This window comes from Enhygromyxa salina (assembly GCF_000737335.2).
In the GTDB taxonomy this organism is placed as follows: Bacteria; Myxococcota_A; Polyangia; order Nannocystales; family Nannocystaceae; genus Plesiocystis; species Plesiocystis salina_C.
The window spans coordinates 35,461-52,976 of sequence record NZ_JMCC02000013.1 but is presented as its reverse complement, the minus strand read 5'-3'; the positions used below and the strand labels follow the sequence as shown (position 1 = coordinate 52,976).

Annotated in this window: 16 protein-coding genes; 6 read left to right on the top strand and 10 right to left on the bottom strand. The window is 67.5% G+C overall.

Going from position 1 to position 17,516, the window contains the following annotated elements; genetic code table 11:
- Window positions 1–64 precede the first annotated feature (64 nt).
- A complete protein-coding gene (locus DB30_RS06770; RefSeq protein ID WP_052547161.1) occupies window positions 65–754 on the bottom strand; it encodes a hypothetical protein in 690 nt (229 codons plus the stop codon).
- 64 nt (window positions 755–818) lie between these two features.
- On the opposite strand from DB30_RS06770, the gene DB30_RS06765 reads away from it, so the two are divergent.
- Window positions 819–1,949: a UDP-N-acetylglucosamine pyrophosphorylase gene (locus DB30_RS06765; RefSeq protein ID WP_052547160.1), complete on the top strand. Its 1,131-nt coding sequence runs from the start codon at window positions 819–821 to the stop codon at window positions 1,947–1,949.
- A gap of 10 nt (window positions 1,950–1,959) precedes the next feature.
- Here DB30_RS06765 and lysS read toward each other — a convergent pair whose 3' ends face one another.
- Window positions 1,960–3,573, bottom strand: coding sequence for a lysine--tRNA ligase (gene lysS, locus DB30_RS06760; RefSeq protein ID WP_052547159.1), 1,614 nt, complete (start codon window positions 3,571–3,573; stop codon window positions 1,960–1,962).
- Window positions 3,574–3,640: 67 nt separating this feature from the next.
- On the opposite strand from lysS, the gene DB30_RS06755 reads away from it, so the two are divergent.
- Complete coding sequence (locus DB30_RS06755) at window positions 3,641–4,846, top strand: class I SAM-dependent rRNA methyltransferase (protein ID WP_146658179.1); 1,206 nt, start codon at window positions 3,641–3,643, stop codon at window positions 4,844–4,846.
- An 11-nt stretch (window positions 4,847–4,857) separates the two neighbouring features.
- Here DB30_RS06755 and DB30_RS06750 read toward each other — a convergent pair whose 3' ends face one another.
- Window positions 4,858–5,271, bottom strand: coding sequence for a DUF952 domain-containing protein (locus DB30_RS06750; RefSeq protein ID WP_052547157.1), 414 nt, complete (start codon window positions 5,269–5,271; stop codon window positions 4,858–4,860).
- A gap of 125 nt (window positions 5,272–5,396) precedes the next feature.
- Between DB30_RS06750 and DB30_RS06745 the strand changes: the two genes are divergently transcribed.
- Window positions 5,397–6,551: a hypothetical protein gene (locus DB30_RS06745; RefSeq protein WP_052547156.1), complete on the top strand. Its 1,155-nt coding sequence runs from the start codon at window positions 5,397–5,399 to the stop codon at window positions 6,549–6,551.
- A 12-nt stretch (window positions 6,552–6,563) separates the two neighbouring features.
- Here DB30_RS06745 and DB30_RS06740 read toward each other — a convergent pair whose 3' ends face one another.
- The 6 genes from DB30_RS06740 to DB30_RS06715 form a co-directional block, all read right to left on the bottom strand.
- The gene (locus tag DB30_RS06740; RefSeq protein WP_052547155.1) at window positions 6,564–7,427 is read right to left on the bottom strand and encodes a response regulator; all 864 of its coding nucleotides are present in this window, start codon (window positions 7,425–7,427) and stop codon (window positions 6,564–6,566) included.
- Between the two features lie 516 nt (window positions 7,428–7,943).
- A complete protein-coding gene (locus DB30_RS06735; protein WP_165703654.1) occupies window positions 7,944–8,297 on the bottom strand; it encodes an Hsp20/alpha crystallin family protein in 354 nt (117 codons plus the stop codon).
- 39 nt (window positions 8,298–8,336) lie between these two features.
- Window positions 8,337–8,762 (bottom strand): Hsp20/alpha crystallin family protein, encoded by a 426-nt coding sequence (locus DB30_RS06730; RefSeq protein WP_052547153.1) that lies wholly within the window; start codon window positions 8,760–8,762, stop codon window positions 8,337–8,339.
- 300 nt (window positions 8,763–9,062) lie between these two features.
- Window positions 9,063–10,049 carry a nucleotidyltransferase family protein gene (locus tag DB30_RS06725; RefSeq protein WP_052547152.1) on the bottom strand — a complete coding sequence of 329 codons (987 nt, stop codon included), beginning with the start codon at window positions 10,047–10,049 and terminating at the stop codon, window positions 9,063–9,065.
- Window positions 10,050–10,153: 104 nt separating this feature from the next.
- On the bottom strand, window positions 10,154–10,486 hold the full coding sequence (locus DB30_RS06720) for a hypothetical protein (RefSeq protein WP_146658174.1): 333 nt from the start codon (window positions 10,484–10,486) through the stop codon (window positions 10,154–10,156).
- Between the two features lie 64 nt (window positions 10,487–10,550).
- On the bottom strand, window positions 10,551–12,521 hold the full coding sequence (locus tag DB30_RS06715) for a hypothetical protein (protein WP_052547150.1): 1,971 nt from the start codon (window positions 12,519–12,521) through the stop codon (window positions 10,551–10,553).
- Between the two features lie 122 nt (window positions 12,522–12,643).
- Here DB30_RS06715 and DB30_RS06710 point away from each other — a divergent pair, with 122 nt between their 5' ends.
- From DB30_RS06710 to DB30_RS06700, 3 genes are all read left to right on the top strand, one after another.
- Window positions 12,644–13,963 carry a UDP-glucose dehydrogenase family protein gene (locus tag DB30_RS06710; protein WP_052547149.1) on the top strand — a complete coding sequence of 440 codons (1,320 nt, stop codon included), beginning with the start codon at window positions 12,644–12,646 and terminating at the stop codon, window positions 13,961–13,963.
- Between the two features lie 66 nt (window positions 13,964–14,029).
- The gene (locus DB30_RS06705) at window positions 14,030–14,353 is read left to right on the top strand and encodes a hypothetical protein (protein ID WP_146658173.1); all 324 of its coding nucleotides are present in this window, start codon (window positions 14,030–14,032) and stop codon (window positions 14,351–14,353) included.
- A 472-nt stretch (window positions 14,354–14,825) separates the two neighbouring features.
- Complete coding sequence (locus DB30_RS06700) at window positions 14,826–16,553, top strand: ATP-binding protein (RefSeq protein WP_052547147.1); 1,728 nt, start codon at window positions 14,826–14,828, stop codon at window positions 16,551–16,553.
- A gap of 15 nt (window positions 16,554–16,568) precedes the next feature.
- On the opposite strand, the gene nhaR is transcribed toward DB30_RS06700, so the two are convergent.
- Window positions 16,569–17,468, bottom strand: coding sequence for a transcriptional activator NhaR (gene nhaR / locus DB30_RS06695; protein WP_052547146.1), 900 nt, complete (start codon window positions 17,466–17,468; stop codon window positions 16,569–16,571).
- Window positions 17,469–17,516: the final 48 nt, after the last annotated feature.

Genomic DNA, 17,516 nt, shown 5'->3' with positions numbered 1-17,516 from the left:
GGCATGTGAGTTGACGCTCGTGTTTGGGCGCTAGAGTGAAGCTGCGTGACCCCGATTACGTGGGCTACATCTCGCGGGCGGGCGGGAGCGCCTTGGGGCGATCGTCGCCTTGGCCGACATAGTCACCAATCGCGACCGGGGTGCCGTGCTCGGCCTCGACCAGGGCGTTGGCTGTGATCGCGCGCGCGTCTTGAATGGCCCGCTGGCGCAGCGCGAGCATGGCAGTACCCCCCAGCGCGGTCAGGCCGACGGCGCCGGCGATCAGGGCCCAGCCGATCAGCCCGGGGATGATGAGCCCCGAGACCGCAAACAGACCCACGGTCGCGCCAAGGCCCATGCTCGTCAGCAGTCGCCGGCTTCGCAGTGGGGTCGGGTCGATGTCGACACGGACCAGCGAACCTTTGGCGCCGTCGCTCTCTGCTTGGATCCGGTAGATGATGCCCGCGGCCTCGTCGTAGATGTCGGCCTCGGTCGAGCCCATCATGTGGCCGGTGCTGCCGATCGCTCGCTCGATCTGATGCTTGAGGTTGCGGACCGCCTGCTCGGGTGGGTACGGCAGGGTGGTCTCGGCGTTGGCGACGCTGACGCCGCGGGGCGACGGGGGGACCATGCCGCTCGCCTGCAAGCCGGTGCCCCCTCGCCTGGCGATCGCCCCACCGCCCGCCTGCTCCGCCAAAGCAGCCCGCAGCTCGGCGGGGGAGATCCCGGCTTCGGCTGCGGCCTCTTCGATCTCGGTGTCGGTCAGCTGGCTCATGCTCGGCGCGATAGAGTACGGCGGCAGCGAGGCAGCTCCAAGCCGGCGTGATATAGCGCGAGCTGTGAGCGAGGCATTGTCCGACACTGTCGCCGTACTCGAGGCCCGACTCGCGTCCCTGCGCGCCCAGGGAGTGACGATCGTCGATCCCCGCCAGACCTTCGTGGGTCCCGAGGTCGACCTCGATCGCGTGCGGCCCGGGGCGATCTTGCATCCCGGCACGCGGCTGCAAGGGGCGCGCTGTTTTGTCGGCGCGGACGTCGAGCTTGGCCGCGAGGGGCCAGCGGTGATCGTTGACAGCGCGCTCGCGAAGGGCGCCGCGGTTGCGAGCGGGTACGTCGAGGGCGCCGTGTTGTTGCGCGGCGCCAAGCTGGGCGCGAACGCCCACGTGCGGCCCGGGACCTTGCTCGAGGAGGAGGCTTCGACGGCGCACTGCGTGGGGCTCAAGCACACGCTGTTGCTGTCGTTCGTCACGCTTGGCAGCGTGATCAATTTTTGTGACTGCCTGATGGCCGGCGGGACCTCGCGCAGCGATCACTCCGAGGTCGGCTCGGGCTTCATCCACTTCAATTTCACGCCGTGGGGCGAGCGCGGCGACAAGGCCACGCCTTCGCTGGTCGGCGACGTGGTTCGCGGCGTGTTCCTGCGCGAGCATCGGATCTTCCTAGGCGGGCTCGCAGGGCTCGTGGGGCCGACGCAGGTTGGCTATGGATCGGTGGTCGGTGCCGGGCAGATCGTCCGCCGCGACGTGGGGGATGGGTCGTTCGTGCTCCGCCAGACTCGCAACGTGGAGCGCCAGCTGCGGCCGGGGTGGACAGACCGTCTGCAGCCGCGGCAGCGTCAGAACATCGCCTACATCGCGCAGCTGTTCGCGCTGCGCGAGTGGTATCGCAGCGTTCGGCTCGCGCGCGTCAGCAGCGATGATCCAGCCAGGATCCCCGTCGCCGCGGGGGCCCAGATCATCGACTTGGCGATCGCCGAGCGCCGCAAGCAGCTCGAGCGATTCTTGGTCGAGCGGGACGGGCGGGTGCCCAACTTCGACGGCGTCGAGCTGCCGGCGTGCCCGTGGTCGCTCGTGCCCGACGGGGCCGATCACATCGAGTGGGTCCAGGGGCTGGACGACGAGCAGGTTGCGGTGGGCCAGGCTTGGCTGGGCGAGATCGTCGCCCGCGTGGTTGCGGCGGCCGAGCTCTGAGTTGTTTCAGCTAGGCAAGCGAGGCTTGCAGCAGCGGCAGCGCGCGCTCGATGCCCATGACCGAGATCAAGGTCGTGAGCTTCGGCCCCTTGGGGCGGTCGATCAGCAGCTGATAGACGACCGGGAAGAACTCTTTGGGCCCGAGCTCGAGCCCTTCGAACATCTGCTTCATGTGCGGGACCAGCTCGGCGTCGCTGGCCTTTGGGTCTTGCTCGAGCGCGGCGACCAGGCGCTCGAGGGCGATGCGTGGCTCGCCCTCGAGCTCGAGCGTGGCTGGCTCGGCGCGGATCCGGTAGCGGAAATCCGGCGGGGCGAACTCATCGATCCAGTTCCACACGCACCGGGCCCGCTGCTCGAACATTGCGCCCTCGCGCTCGCTGACCAGCTCCCCGGTGGACTCGTAGTGGGCGCGGGCGCGGGCGATGTCGCCGTCGTAGATCTGCAGCAGCATGGACAGCGGCCGGAACGCGGGCTGAAACGGCGGCTTGGTGCCAGGCACCACGCGCTCGCCAGCGGGATCGGCGAGGTCGAGGGTCCGCCGCGCGACCTGGCGCTTCTTGTCCTTGCGGCTGCCGTCCTCGGGCTCGTGAGCGAGCTGGACCGCGCGGTCGTACTCTTCGTAGATCCGCAGCACGTCGAGGTCGAAGCTGATCGCAAACTCGGTGTTGGGCCGGTACGAAGCGAACAGCCAGCGCAGCAGCTTGGGCTCGTAGACGCCAAGGCAATCGCTGACCGTCACGACGTTGCCGGACGAGCTCGAGATCTTGCCGCCCATGCCCTTGATCGAGACGAAGTCATAGGCAACGTACTGCGGGGCCCAGCCGGCGTAGACCTGCTCGACGATCTGCTTGGCGGTGTCGTAGCTGCCGCCGTCGGAGCTGTGATCTTTGCCGCCCGGCTCGAACATCACGCCCTCGACCGACCAGCGCATCGGCCAGTCAATTCGCCATGGGAGCTTGATGTCGCCGCCCTCGCGCAGATCCACGGCGTGCTGGCGGCCGGTGCTGGCGACCGTGTAGGTCACGGTCCAGTCGCCGTCCCAGCTAAACGACAGATCGTCGCGGCCGGTCTCGGAGTCGAACCCGGCGAGCGGCAGCCAGCTCGCGGGGAGCGGCTCGCGGCGGTACTGATCCAGGATCCGCCGGATGTCGTCGCGGTGCTCGAGGGCCTTGCGAATGCCCGCCGCGTAGGCGCCAGCGCGGTAGCGCTTGGACTGGCGGATGAACTCACACTCGATGCCGAGCGGCTCGATGCTGCGCTCGAGCGCCGCGATGTTGTGCGAAGCGTAGCTGTCGTGCTCACCGTAGGGATCGGGCACGTCGGCGATGCTGCGACGCAGGTTGTCCTTCAGCATGTCCTGCTGCGGCATGCCGACCGGGACCTTGCGGAACACGTCGAAGTCGTCCCAGGAGTAGATGAAGCGGACCTGCTTGCCCTGCTCGCGCAGCGCACGGGCGACGAGGTCGACCGTGATGATCTCGCGGAAATTGCCGACGTGGACCACGCCCGAGGGGGTGATCCCGGCGGCGACTGTGTAGACCTGCGCGTCTGGATGGGCCGCGATCGTCCGCGTGGCCGCGTGATCGGCCCAATGCGAAAAGTACGGGTCGGGCGGGGCTGCCATGGGCCGCGAAGCATGAGCGATCGGCCCTTGTCTGTCGAGCGCGTGTCGGCCAAGACTGTGCCCGCCGATGTCCGCCTCACGCACCCGTCGCGCTCGATTGAACAAGCCGCTCGAGCGAGCGGTGAGCGGCGGGCACCCGTGGATCTTTCGTGACGCGCTGGTCGAGGCAGATCCGGGCGCCTTGGGTTCGCCGGGCGAGGTGGTGACGGTGCTCGATCGCAAGGGGCGGTTCTTGGCGCGGGGGCTGGTCGAGGACGGCCCGATCGGCGTCCGGGTGTTCACGACCGAAGATCGAGCGCTCGACCGCGAGCTGCTGCGCGAGCGCGTCGACCAGGCGCTGCAGCTGCGAGCGCGCTTGGCACCTCCGGGCACCGACGCGCTGCGGCTGATCCACGGTGAGGGGGATCGGCTCCCGGGCGTGGTCGTGGATCGCTATGCCGACCACGCCGTGCTGCGCTGTGACGGCGCGGGGATCGAGCGCTGGCGCCCGGTCCTCGAGACACTCCTGACCGAGCGCTTGCCGACGCTGGGTGTGTCGACCCTGCTGCGCCGCAGCGGTCGTGGCGAGCACAAGCGTGTGGAGCCGGTCATGGGCGAGCTGCCCAGCGCGCCGCTCGAGATCCGCGAGCACGGCATGCGGCTGCTTGTCGATCTGGTCCGCGGGCAGAAGACGGGGATGTTCCTGGACCACCGGCCCAACCGGCTGCGGGTGCGCGAGTTGGTGACCAGCATGGTCGCGGCCGGGCACCCGCCGCGGGTCGCCAACCTCTATGGCTACACCGGCGGGTTCTCGCTGGCGGCGGGGCTCGGTGGGGCGGCCAAGGTCGTGACCGTGGACGTCGCCGCGCCAGCGCTGGCCCTGGCGGAGCAGGCCTGGGTGCGCAACGAGCTTCAGCCTGGCTGCCATCACGGGGCCGCGGTCGAGGTCGAGCGTTGGCTGGCGGAGCAGCGCCGCGACTTCGATCTGATCGTCGCGGATCCGCCAAGCTTCGCGCCCAGCCGGGCGACCCGTGATCGGGGCCTCGCCGCCTATCGGGCGCTGCACACGGCGGCGCTGCCCCGGGTCGCCGACGGCGGGCTGTACCTCGCGGCCTCGTGCTCGAGCCAGGTCGATCGCGCCGCGTTTGAAGACACCCTGCGCGCGGCCGCTCGCGCGACGCGGATCGATCTCGCGGTGATCGAGCGGGGCAGCGCGGGCTTCGATCATCCGGTCCCGCTTGGGTTCCCCGAGGGCGAGTATCTGGTCGCCACGCTGTGCCGCGTCTCGCGGTGAGTGGTTCGCGTTCAGCCGGGGACTTCGGCGCTGGGGTCCCTGGTCTCCTGGGTCGCCTGGATCGCCTGGATCAACGCTGGCGGCAGCTGGTGCTGGCCGGTCTCATCGAGGGTTAGCGGCGCGGCCTCGAAGATCGCGTTGAGCCCGATGCGACCATAAAAGTGGGGGAACGCTTCGCTGCCAGCTTCCAGGTTGACCTGTTCGTAGCGCAGCTCGCCGTCGCCCAGCCGGTCACGGCAGATGCTCAGCAGCACCAGATCCTCGCGCCCCGCGAAGAACCGCCGGAGGGTGCCGGGCACCTGCGCCGCCGTTGACAAGTGCACGTATCCATCGCGTTGGTCGAGCGGGCTGAGCGGCAGCTGTCCCTCGGCCGTGGTTTGGGCCCAGTCCGAGGCCGCGCAGATCCGATAGACGCCGTCTTGCACGCCGACAAGGTGGCAGCATCGGCACCCGAACGCGAGTACGCCGCCGGAAACCGGGTCCAGCGGGCCCCACCACGCTCGGGCGCGCGACCGATGCGGGGCCGGGTGCGAGCGCGTAGAATGCGGCGGTGGACCAGCTGATCGCCTGCCTCGCCGTTGTCGGCTTTGTCGTCGCGCTGTTCTTCTTTGGCGATCGCTTGCTGGCAGGTGACCGCAAGCGCGAGCTGGGCGGCTGGCTGATCGACGAGCTCCCCGCCGAGGCCCGGGTCGACGCGCTCCCCAAGGCCTTCATCGAGTGGTTCGATCAGCTATTTCGCACCCGATCGGTTCGGGTGTTCGGGGCGCAGATTCAGCTGCCAAGCTTCTGGCGCTCGGCGTTGGCTTCGTTCTTGGCCTTGTGCGCGGCGTCGGTCGTGTGGATCGCCAACAAGGGCGGGTTCTCGCAGCCGCCAACCTCGACCACCAACCTCAGCCTGCTGTTGCTGCTGTACGGCGGCGCGACGGTCGTCACCAACATCATCCCGGACTACCTCTCGCTGGTCGAGAGCCGGTTCGTGCTTGGCAAGATGAGCCAGACCCGCTCACTGCTGGGCAAGCTGGCCTGGCTGGCCGTCGACGTGGTCGCAACGGCGGCGATCGTGTTTTGCTTCTTGTGGGGCTCGGCCTACTTGCTGTTGCCGCTGGTCCCCGAGGACTCGCTCTACGCGGTTGGTTGCCTGACCCGCGACAGCTTCGATCTCGATCGCATGATTGACATTGCGATCGCCGGCCTGACCTTCTCAACCCCGCCAGGGACGATCAATTACGACGTCTCGGGCATCTATATCTTCTCCAGCTTCTTCACCTCGTTCTGGGTGTGGCTGTATTTGGGCTCGAGCTTGCTCGTGCGCCTGGCCCAGCTGATCCCGGGTCTGCGCGGGTTCTTGCGGCGCGCGTGCCGGGTCCAAGACTATCCGCTGCGGGTGCTGGCGGTGGTCTCGGGCATCGTCGCGTTTGGGCTGTTCTTGCTGCCCTCGCTCGTGAACCCGCTGCTGCCAGCGTCGCGGCGGGGGACCAACGGCATGGACGGCAACATCGGGCAGATTGCGCTGTGCATGGACATGCGAGCGAAGCGGCTCGGCCTGTCTGACGCGGGGTACTGGAGCGCCGCCCCGCCACCCGCGAACTTTGATGACTTGGGGGCTTGGTCTGCGCAGCTGCAAGTGTGGACCGAGGCTCGCCGCCACCAGCTCGCGCTCGAGCAAGAGCTGCGTCGCTGGGCCGAACACGCGGAATTCAAGTAGCTAAATAGCTAATTAATCATAGGCCGAAGTCTGGAACAGGCGGGCCAGGTCGTCTTGCAGGGCAGGGTCGATGCTGATCGCGGACGGCTGCACGCGCAGCCGCACGCCGCCGCCCCCGTCGCGCTCGCACACCTGCGGCCAGAACCCCGGCAGCTGCTGCTCGAGTGACTTGCGGACCCGACCGAGCGCCTGTCGGTGACCGCCGCCGAGGCCCGGGATCTCGCGCGGGGCGAGGAATTGCCCGGGACGCTGCTGGGCGTGGGCGCACAGGTGCGCGAACAAATGAAATTGCTGCCGCGCGAGCGCGAGCCGCTGGCTGTCGATCTCGAGCTCACAGCGGCGCCGATGCTCGTTGCCGATCAAGTGGATCTCGGCGCCGTGGCGGGGATCCGGCGGGATCTGGATCGGCGCTCGCGTCTGCGCCGTCGCGCCCGGCGAGGTGGTTGATCGCAGGCGTGGGTGAGCCGCCAGCAGCCGGCGGACCCGCGGCGCCGGCCACTCGGACTCGACCGCGTAAGGCTTCTTCAGAAAGTCGTCGGCGCCGGCGTGGAAGGCCCGCCGACACAGCTCGTGATCGGCCCCCAGCGCGGTCGTGGCGATCAGCCCAGGTCGGCGCGCGGGCGGCAGCTTCGAGGCGTGATGGATCAAGTTGAGCCCCCGCTCGATCCGCGGTGAGCGGCCGCGGGCCCACGGAATCTCGAGGTCCACGAGGGCATAGTCGTAGAGGGTGTCCTCTAGGGACTGTTCGGCTTCGTGCTGGGACGAGGCCAATTCCACGCGGTGCCCGAGCGCCTCGAGGGTCTCGGCGGTCAGCTCGCGTTGCTCTCGATTGAGGTCGACGACCAGGGCGACAGGGCGGTGACGTAGTGCGGTCATGCGCGGGGCTCGGCTTGCGGTGGGGATCATCCGCAAGGTGTGTCTGCCATCGCCTGGCGCTCACGTCATCCTGTTCGCACGATTGGCTCAACCGACGATGGGTCCCGCTGCGAAGAGCTTCGCGGGTGGGCCCACGCGATAAACAACGCTCATCGCCGACGCAAGCCACCGCAGGCGCGAACACATCTCGATCCGCAAGTGCACACAATCGCTCGTGACTCGATGCAAACAAACCGCGATTCACCAGTCTCGAGTCGGGCGGCGTCGAAGCCGGCGGCGGGTGAGCCCCTGACCGGCGAGCAAGCTTCGCGGTCAGAGGTCACGCCGTCGCCGTCGTCGCCAACCCGTTCGCAGTATCAGGGGCCATATCCGCGCCACACGAAGGCGCGAGAGGCCCTTGCCCAAGCGGAACACCCCGGTCGTGATGGGCACGACCGGGGCAGGGGGAGCGACTCCAAGTGGGTCGTCGCTCTCGGCTCGAGGTTTCCTCCTTTCGGTTCAGGGTGTCCGAGTGACTCAGCTCTGAATGGCGATCTTGCGGGCTTGCGCCTCCGCGCGCTTGGGCAGGTGAATCTCGAGCTCACCGTACTCGAGCCTAGCCTCGACCGCGTCGAGGTCCACATCGTCACCGAGCGCAAAATTGCGTCGGTATTCCAGGGTGTCACTCTCGGCGTGGATCTCGAGCTGGCCGCCGTTGACGGTGATGTCGAGGGCGTCACGGTTCACGCCGGGTAGGTCGGCGAGCAACAGAAACTCGCGTTCGTTCTCGAGCACGTCGACGAGCGGGTGGACGACCGTCTTGGTCTGGGCCTGGGCCTGGGTTTGGACTTGGGCCTGGGTTTGTTTGGCTGGCATAGTTTGCGTGGACATGGTCATGGTCCTGTGTGGAAGATGGGTTGTGGCGGGCGCTCACGCGGCCTGGACGGTGATCTGGCGGGGCTGAACGCTGGCGTGTTTGGGCAGGGTCACCGTGAGCACGCCGTCGCGCAGCTGGGCCGTCACGTTGTCGGCGTCCACGCGCTTGGGCAGGTTGACGCGACGATCGAACTCATAGCCGCCGCGCTCCCGACGAAGCGGCGTATAGCCCTCGGGGATCGTGGTCTCGCGCTTGGCCCCAAACTCGATCCAATCTTCGCCCACGGACAGCTCGAGCTGGTCGGGCCTCAGACCTGGCAGCTCGGCGCGCAAGGTGAACGCTTGCTCGCCGTCGTCGAGGCTTACCCGCGCTGGCTTGCGCACGAAATGGGTCGCGCGACGCCCTGGCGGCATGATCGCGTCGAACAGCATGTCCATGGTGCGGAAGTGATCGGTGGGATTGAAACGATGAATGAGCATGGTCGACTCCTGTGATTGGTGCGTAGGTGTCCGGTGTCGGCGTCCGAGCCCTCGCATGAGGACCCTCGGTGCGCCGAGGTGAAGAGCGGCCTTGAAGCGGCCTGGGGCGGGCTTGTCCGACCCGGTCGTGAACCTGTGCCCGCCGATCGCGACGTCAACCCCTGTCGAGCACGCGAGTTGGCGCAGGGGTGATCGAGCTGGCTCACGCGCGCGAGCCAGCCCGTGTCGTCAGGTCGAGGTGTCAGATTGAGATGTCAGATCCGACCTTTGTTTCTGGTTCACCGAGGACAGCGAACACCGTCAGCTCTGCACGCCGTCGACGAGGTCGTGCTCCAAGCTGGCCCCGGGCCAGACCGCGGCTCGCTCGAGCCGAAGGCCCGGCGCAACGCTCGCGCCCGCGCCGATCTGGACATGCGGGCCAAGCTTGGTGCCGGCGCCGATCGCCGCTCCAGGGCCGACAAAAATGCGCTCGTCGAGCTCGACGCCCGCACCAATTTTCGCGGATGGATCCACCCCCAGAACGGGACGCTCTGCCCATGGGAGCACCGCGCGGCCATCGAGCACGTTGGCGATGCCCTGCAGGTAGCGCTGGGGCGTTGAGTGCTCCCACCAGTAGCCAGCGTGGGTGTGCACGTCGATCCCCCGGGCCTCGTCGAACAGCTGCCGGTACGCGGTGCGGACAATGCATTGCTCGCCGGTCGCAGGCACGCGATCAATGAAGCCCGGCTGCATCACATGCACGCCGGTGAACATCATGGGCGGACCCGGCTGCGCATCGGGCCGCGTGCGCCCCAAGAAAGTTGCCAGCGTGCCCGCGCTTGGATCCGCGGCCAGGCTGCCACCCCACACCCCCTCGGCGTCTGCGCGCAGGACCATGGTCGCCTCGGCGCCCCGGCGCGCGTGAGCTGCGAGCACGGGGTCCAGATCCAGATCCACGAGGATCTTTCCATTGACGACGACGATCGGGCTGTCGTGCCCGTCATCGAGCAGCGACTTGGCTTGGCGGAGCCCGCCGCCGGTGCCGAGGATCAGCCCCGCTTCGTGGGAGTACGCGATCGCAAGCCCAAGCGCCGAGCCGTCGCCGAGCTCCGCCTCGATCTGCTCGCCAAGGTGATGAAGGTTGATGACCAGCTCGCGCACGCCCTGGGCCTTCAGCCAGAGGGCGGCCCAGCGGACCAGCGGGGCCCCGCAGATCGGCAACATCGGCTTGGGTCGAACCTGGGTCAGCTCACCGAGCCTCGTCCCAAAGCCGGCGGCGAGGATCATCGCGCGGGGGCGGCGTGTCATTGCCGTGGACCGTATCAGGGGACCGGTCGCCTCGCCAACTGCGGCAGCTCGAGCGCGGCCAATGAAGCGGCTTGGGTTGGCTTTGGGTTGGGTTGACGAAGAATTTAGTTGATGACGCCCACGCTGATTGGGCGGAATTTGGCGAGCCCCAGCGGCAGCTGCTTGGACCCGAGCACGAGAGCCACCGGCTCTCGACGATCGACGTGGGTGCGCAGCTGCTGCATGAGCCCCTTGCTGTTCAACGCAAACGCCAGCGCACCGGCGAGGCCGCCAAGGATCGTCGCGAGACCGATGCACACCACGATCGTGGCGAATGGCGCGAGGACGGCGGTGGGCGAGAGCAGGTTGGCCGTCCACAGCCCGACGCCAAGCGCGACCGCGCTGACGATCGCTACCGCGATTCCGCCACGCCAGGCGCCGGTGCGTGATTGGGTCATCGCCAATGGGACGACGTGATGTGAGAACCACTCGGGGGAATCCGCGGTGCGAACAACCGCAGATTCAGTATTCCCAGACCAAGCTCTCGAGCATTGCCACGGTCAACAACAAAGTCGCGACCATGAACACGACAGTCAGCACGCCGCGCGCGAGCATCTGTCGGCGGGCTTGAAGGATCGCCCGCGATTGGTCCTCGTACATCTCTTCATCGAGCGGGCTGGGCCCACCCGCGACCAGGCCCAGCGCGACGCTGGTCTGGGCTTCGAGCTGTCGTTGGTTGCGCCAGACCAGCGTTGACATCACGACGATGAACAGCGCGCCGCCGCCGAGCAGGAACCACCGGATGCCCACGGTCCAATTGCGCTTGAAGGTCGCCAGGGTCTGCTCTTCGCGGCCGCGGGTGTTGAGCGACTGCGGCGGCCCGTGGACGACGGCCTCGAGGCTGCCAATCAGGAACGCCCGCGCGAGGGTGATCGTGTCGGCGCTCAGGGCCTTCGCGCTCAGCTGGGTCTCGACGTGGGTCAGATAGGCGCGCTCGCGGCCGATCTCGAATTCTCGATCGACCCGGGGCAGCGACAGCTGTTCGCGTTGACGCTTGATCAAGGGCATCAGCGAGGCGCTGCGCTGGGCACCTTGGGGCGCGATCTGGACCCGAGCGATCGCCGACGAATCCTCGGGTCGCAGCATGCTCTGGTAGGCCTCGAACTGAATGAAGGGCGCGTCAGTGGCCGCGCCAGCGAGCTGCTCGGGCACGGTCCAGTCGCGCTCTTGGGGCACGTGCAGCGGCGGAGTCATGGTGTCGAGCCACGCGCCGCCGGGGCCGTGCACATCTACGAACACGTCCTTGCGGGCGCTCAGGGCCTCGACGGCGATCCCGATCGTGTCGCCGGGGTGGGCAAAGTCGGTCGTCGCGGTGATCCGCACGGTGCCAGCGTGGCTGACGAAGCGAAGCCGGCGCTTGGGTCCGCTGAGATAGCGGGTGTCCGCGCTGGGTGGGCCCTCGCCGGGCAGCAGCTCGGCTGGAACTTGGGCGGGGGCGGGCGGCGCTGCGCTCGGGTCATCGTTGGTGGTGGGTGGCTGGCCGTCGCTGCTGGCGGCGGCGGCTTCGGCAGCAGCTTGGGCGGCGGCGGCAGCTTGGTCCGCCTTGGCCTGGGCGATCTCGGTCTCGCCGATGAGTCGGACCTCGAAGCGGACCACGTCCGAGCTCAAGACCCCGTGAAAGCTGGCGAGCCCGAGCGCGTCGAGGGGACCTTCGTAGAGGACCGGCGGTCGATCGAGCGTGCCTACGGCGTCGCCAAATTCACCGCTGACGAGCAGCACCTGGATCTTGGCGGCGGCCCCCTTGGGCGCCCACGGAAGCCCGCTTGGATCCGTCACGCGTACGAACAGACGATTGTCGAAGCCCGCGAGCAGCCGTCCATCGGGGCGAAGATCGACGCGGACCCCCTCGGGCTGCGGATCGGTATCGTCGGCCCACTGCAACATGTTCTCGGACACGACCTGGCGGCCCGCGCCCGCGCCCCGCTGCGCGACGATCTCCACGGGCACGCGCTCCTCGAAGCTCTCACCCGAGTCGATCGAGTAGCGCAGCACTAATTGTCCGGCGCCCGGCGCCTGCGCGGGCACGCTGATCACGCCCTGCGACAAGCCCGGACCCACGAGCTCGAGCGCGCCGAGCTCGTGGGTGATCCCGTCGGCGTCCTCGAACTGTGCGTATACCCCGCTGTTCCCGGCCAGCGGCGCGAGATCGGCGTTGACGATCTGCGTGCGGACTGCCAGCTGCTCGCCCGCCGCCCACTTGGTCTCGACCTGGATGTTGACCGAGTGCTCGAGCTTGCGGCTCATGCTCCACAGGCTCAACACGATCGCCAGCGCGACGCCGAGTGGTCCAAGGACCATCAGCGTTCGGTGCAGCCGCGGGGCCCGCTCATTTTCGATGACGTGATCGCCCGAGACCCCGGCCGCGCCCACCCACGCCGCAGGAGCCCCGTCTACGTCCTTGGGCTCGGGATGGTCGTCGTTCTCGGTGTGCATGGCGGGTGGCAGGCAGACTGTACGCGGGTTTAGGGAGTTTTTTTGCACCCGCTTGGGGTGATCGAGGCGCGGGCACCCTCGCATGGCAGGCGCCCCGACATTTTCGTATCCTCGGCCGCCAAATGAAAGTCAGCGTCATCGGGACTGGGTACGTAGGGCTCGTGGCTGCGGCGGCCTTCGCAGAGCACGGCAACGACGTGGTGTGTGCGGACATCGACGCGGCCAAGATCGAGGGTCTCGAGAACGGGATCATCCCGATCTACGAGCCGGGCCTCGAGCCGCTGGTCAAGCGCAACGTGGCCGCGGGTCGGCTGCGCTTCACCACCAGCAACCCCGAGGCGGCCAAGCACGCCGAGGTCGTGTTCCTGGCGGTCGGCACTCCAACCGGCGGCAGTGACGGCGCGCCCAAGCTCGACTACCTGTTTCAGGCCGCGCGCGACATTGCGCCCCACCTGAACGGCTTCAGCGTGATCGTGAACAAGAGCACGGTGCCGGTGGGGACGGCCGAACGGGTCGCGCGGATCATCGCCGAGCAAAACCCCAAGGCCCAGTTCACCGTCGCCTCGAACCCGGAGTTTCTCAAGGAAGGGGTCGCGGTCCAGGACTTCATGCACCCGGATCGGGTGATCATCGGGACCGAGGACGAGCGCGCCCGCGAGCTCCTCAACCGGCTCTACAAGCCGTTCTTTCGGACCAGCGAGCGGCTGCTCTATATGAGCGCGCGCTCGGCCGAGCTGACCAAGTACGCCGCCAACGCGTACCTGGCCGCGCGCATCTCGTTCATCAACGACGTCGCCAACCTGTGCGACGCGGTTGGGGCGGATGTCGAGCAGGTCCGGCGTGGCATGGGCTCCGACGCGCGGATCGGCAACAAGTTCTTGTTTCCTGGGCTTGGCTACGGCGGCTCGTGCTTTCCAAAGGACACGCGCGCGCTGATTAGGATCGCCCGCGAGCACGGCATCTCGATGTCGATCGTCGCCGCGGCGGACCGCATCAACGAGGCCCAGAAGCTGGTCTTGGTCCGCAAGGTTCGCGCCCACTTTGGCAACGAGATCAGCGGCAAGAACCTGGCGATCTGGGGGCTCGCGTTCAAGCCCAACACCGACGACATCCGTGAGGCGCCGGCCCTGACGATCGTGCGCTCGCTCGCCAGCGACGGGGCCAAGCTGCGGATCTGTGATCCCGAGGCCGGGCCCAGCTTCATGGAGGCCCTTGGTGACACCGCGAGCAACTTCGACATCGAGCTGGTCAGCGATCCCTACGCCGCCGCCGACGCCGCCGCCGCTCTGGTCTTGTGCACCGAGTGGCGCCAGTATCGGAGCCCGGACTTTCGTCGGCTCGCAGAGGTCATGCGCGGCAAGGCGCTGTTCGATGGGCGCAACCAGTGGGACCGTGACCACGTGGAGTCGCTCGGCTTCACCTACTCTGGGATCGGCCGATAGTAGGCCCATCCTGGGGCCCCGAAAACAGGCTTTGACCGGCCTGGGTCGGCGTGCCACCGTTGGCTGATGTCCGACGGAAACCCAGCAGGTCGCGTGCTCGCTTTCGCCCTACTGGCCGGTTCCGCCGTGCTCAGCTACCAGGCGTGGACCAACGCCAAGCTCACGACCGAGACAATGGATCTGGGCAAGCAGCACGCCTGCGACCTCGACTCTAGCTGCATCGTCAAGGACGCGAAGCCGCGGGTCGGTGCGGCCGATGTGTTTCGCCATCGGTACGAGTTCGATACCACCCACGGGGTGATGACGGTGACCTGCAAGCGCGAACTGGTGTTCTTTGGTGAGTGGGCTTGCACCCCCGAGAAGGGCCGCATGATCTCCGATCCTACATGATTATTACCCCCACAGGCGGTTCTATTACCCCCACAGGCGGTTTCGCACTTCGCGGTCACTCGCTTCGCTCGCTCCCAGCGGGCCGTTTGTTCGCATCCGCATGTGTGGCCCCCTAGAAGGGGGCTCTTGTCTGGGCACCTGGTGCAGGTGAGGGGCGCTCCACTCACGTGTTGGGCGTTGTGAGCTGGGGGGCGGCTCTTGGCTGGGCAATGGGGGGGGCGGCTCTTGGCTGGGCACCTGGTGCAGGTGAGGGGCGCTCCACTCACGTGTTGTGCGTTGTGAACTGGGGGTCGGCTCTTGGCTGGGCAATGGGGGCGCTCCACTCACGTGTTGTGCGGTGTGAACTGGGGGGTACTGCGCTGATCCTCAGTAGCAGGGCGGTCTTGGGCGTGTTGTCATGGGCTCGAGGTTGTTTGCGCTAGATTTGCGGTGATTGCTCATCAGCGCGAACCGCGAGACACTTTGGGAATCCGTGAACGCCAAGCAAACCGTTGACGACGATCCGGTGACCACTTTGGTCGTCGGCCGCGAGCAGAGCTTCGAGTGGATCATCCGCCGAATGCCTGGCGTCGTGTACCGGTGCTCGGCCGATCCGGAGCTCACGATGCACGCGCTCACCCACGGGGTATCCGACCTACTTGGCTATCCCGCAGGCGATTTCATCGACAACGCGGTGCGCAGCTGGGCGAGCGTCGTTCACCCCGAGGACCGGCCGCTGCTCGTTGAACTGCTTGGCAACATGCTCGACAGCGGGTCGGCGCAGCCTGATCAGATCGAGTACCGGTTGCTGACCGCCGACGGCAGGGAGCGTTGGGTCCAACACAAGGCCTGGGTCGTGCGCGACGAAGAGGGCGCCCCGGTCGGGCTCGAAGGCTTCATCTTCGAGGTCACGGAGCACCGGCTGCTGCAGCTCGCCGAGGCGGAGCGGCTCGTCGCGTTCGAGCGGCACCAGCGGGCATTGTTTGCGTTGGCGACCAACCCGGCGGTCGTCGAGGGTCGCATCGATGAGCTCGTCGCGTTCACGACGGAGCTGGTCATCGACGCGGTGTTGGTCGATCGCGTGGGTGTGTGGCTGTTCGATGAGCGTCGGACCCGGCTCGAGCTCATCGATCTGTACGTGCGCGCGTCTGGGGTCCATGAGCGGGGGGCCACGATCACGGCCGCGGACTTCCCGAACTACTTTGCGGCGTTGAACAGCGGCCGAACGGTGGTCGCGGATGACGCCGTCCAGGATCCGCACACGAGCGAGTTTGCAGACACGTATCTGCGGCCCAACAACATCGTGGGGCTGCTCGACGCGGCAATTCGGGTGGGCGGCGAGATCGTCGGGATCATCTGCCTCGAGCAGGTCACCGAGCCGCGGGAGTGGCAGCGCCACGAGATCGAGTTCGCCGGAGAGGTCGCCGACCAGATCGCGCTTGGGCTGTACAATCGCGCGCGACTGGCCGCCCAAGCCCGCGAGCAACTCTTGCAAGAGCAGCTGCTTCACAGCCAAAAGATGGACGCGCTGGGCCGGCTCGCGGGCGGGGTCGCGCACGACTTCAACAACCTGCTCATGGCGATCAGCGGCAGCGCCGAGCTGCTCGAGATGCGGCTCGAGGACGCGACGCTGCGGTCGTCGGCGCAGGACATCATCGGGGCCAGCCAGCGCGCGGGCGAGCTGACCGAGCAGCTGCGCGGGTTCTCGCGTCAGCAGCCGCTGGCCCTGCAGAACGTCGATCTGTGCGTGACCGTCCGCAAGCTCGGCCGCATGCTTCGGCGCTCGCTCGGGCGCGGGGTTCAGCTGGTCGTCACCGTCCCCGAAGATCCCGTGATCGTCAGGGCGACCGAGGGGCTCATGCAGCAGCTGCTGACCAACCTCGTCGTCAACGCTCGCGACGCCGTCAGCCACGATGGCCGAATCGAGATCGAGGTCGAGGTCGCCGAGTTCAGCGAGGTCGTCAGCGATCTACCAGAGTCGCTGCCGGCCGGCCGCTACGCCAGCGTGGTGGTCAGGGACGACGGCGTTGGCATGTCGCCCGAGATCCAAGCCCGGGTGTTCGAGCCTTTCTTCACGACCAAGCCTCCCGGCGAGGGCACCGGGCTCGGGCTCGCCACGGTGTACAGCATCGCGCGGCGCTGCGAGGGAACCGTCAAGCTGACCAGCGAAGTCGGCGTTGGCAGTCAGTTCTTCGTCCTGCTCCCGTTGGTCTCGTCTTGACGGTTGCAGGGGGCTCTACAAGAACAGCGTGGCCTTGGCTGACTTGGACACGGCGACGACGCCGGGGTGCTTGAGCCGGCGCTCGACGGTGATCGCGTAGAAGCGCTCTTGAATCGTGTCGCTGCGTCCGACCACGTGGACCCCGTATTCCTGCTTGATCTCGGTCTCGATCGCGGTGGGACCGGCGAACACGCCGACCCCGCGCTGGCCGAACACCTTGAGCAGCGCGCTGTCGTCAAACTGCCCGACGATCTCGGGGCGCAGGTCGTGCTCGTCGAACCAGCGATCGAGCTCGCGGCGGACCGCGCTGCCGGCCATGGGCAGCAAGAAGGGCGCGCCGTCGAGCGACTTGGGAAAGTCGCGCTTGTACTTGGCGGCCAGTGCGGGGGAGGCGAAGAAGGTCACGCCGCTCGAGCCGAGCAGGTGGTTGAAGGCCTTGACCGAGATGTCCGGCCCGATCGGGACGTCGGACAAGACCAAGTCGAGCTCGTGGCGGGCGAGCTGGCCGAGCAGGCGATCGAAGCGGTCCTCACGGCAGGTCACGTGAAGCCCCTCGGACAGGCCAAACGCCGGCATCAGCAGCCGGTAGGCGATGAGCTTGGGGACCACGTAGGTGACCCCAACCACCATCTGCAGCGGCTGGCCGGTCGGGCGCTCGTGGAGCACGTCGACCATCTCGCGGCCGAGGCTGAAGATCTGTTCGGCGTAGCGGAACGCGACCTGACCAAGCTCGGACAGGACCAAGCGTCGGCCCGAGCGATCGAACAGCTCGACGCCAAGGGCGTCCTCGAGTGTGCGGATCTGCGTGCTGATAGTTGGCTGCGAGACGCGCAGGCGCGTGGCCGCGTCGGCGATGTTGCCTTCCTTGGCGACCGTCCAGAAGTAGAGCAGGTGATGGTAGTTGATCCACTGCATGGCACTTTCACTGAGACTAAGTGACAGTACTTCATTTTCTATTTGTTG

What these genes read in the sequence shown, in the direction of transcription:
- DB30_RS06725 (WP_052547152.1), bottom strand. Translation starts at nt 10,049, where the DNA reads ATGACACGCCGCCCCCGCGCGATGATCCTCGCCGCCGGCTTTGGGACG.
- DB30_RS06715 (WP_052547150.1), bottom strand. Translation starts at nt 12,521, where the DNA reads ATGCACACCGAGAACGACGACCATCCCGAGCCCAAGGACGTAGACGGG.
- DB30_RS06720 (WP_146658174.1), bottom strand. Translation starts at nt 10,486, where the DNA reads ATGACCCAATCACGCACCGGCGCCTGGCGTGGCGGAATCGCGGTAGCG.
- DB30_RS06730 (WP_052547153.1), bottom strand. Translation starts at nt 8,762, where the DNA reads ATGCTCATTCATCGTTTCAATCCCACCGATCACTTCCGCACCATGGAC.
- DB30_RS06710 (WP_052547149.1), top strand. Translation starts at nt 12,644, where the DNA reads ATGAAAGTCAGCGTCATCGGGACTGGGTACGTAGGGCTCGTGGCTGCG.
- lysS (WP_052547159.1), bottom strand. Translation starts at nt 3,573, where the DNA reads ATGGCAGCCCCGCCCGACCCGTACTTTTCGCATTGGGCCGATCACGCG.
- DB30_RS06705 (WP_146658173.1), top strand. Translation starts at nt 14,030, where the DNA reads ATGTCCGACGGAAACCCAGCAGGTCGCGTGCTCGCTTTCGCCCTACTG.
- DB30_RS06770 (WP_052547161.1), bottom strand. Translation starts at nt 754, where the DNA reads ATGAGCCAGCTGACCGACACCGAGATCGAAGAGGCCGCAGCCGAAGCC.
- DB30_RS06740 (WP_052547155.1), bottom strand. Translation starts at nt 7,427, where the DNA reads ATGACCGCACTACGTCACCGCCCTGTCGCCCTGGTCGTCGACCTCAAT.
- DB30_RS06735 (WP_165703654.1), bottom strand. Translation starts at nt 8,297, where the DNA reads ATGTCCACGCAAACTATGCCAGCCAAACAAACCCAGGCCCAAGTCCAA.
- nhaR (WP_052547146.1), bottom strand. Translation starts at nt 17,468, where the DNA reads ATGCAGTGGATCAACTACCATCACCTGCTCTACTTCTGGACGGTCGCC.
- DB30_RS06755 (WP_146658179.1), top strand. Translation starts at nt 3,641, where the DNA reads ATGTCCGCCTCACGCACCCGTCGCGCTCGATTGAACAAGCCGCTCGAG.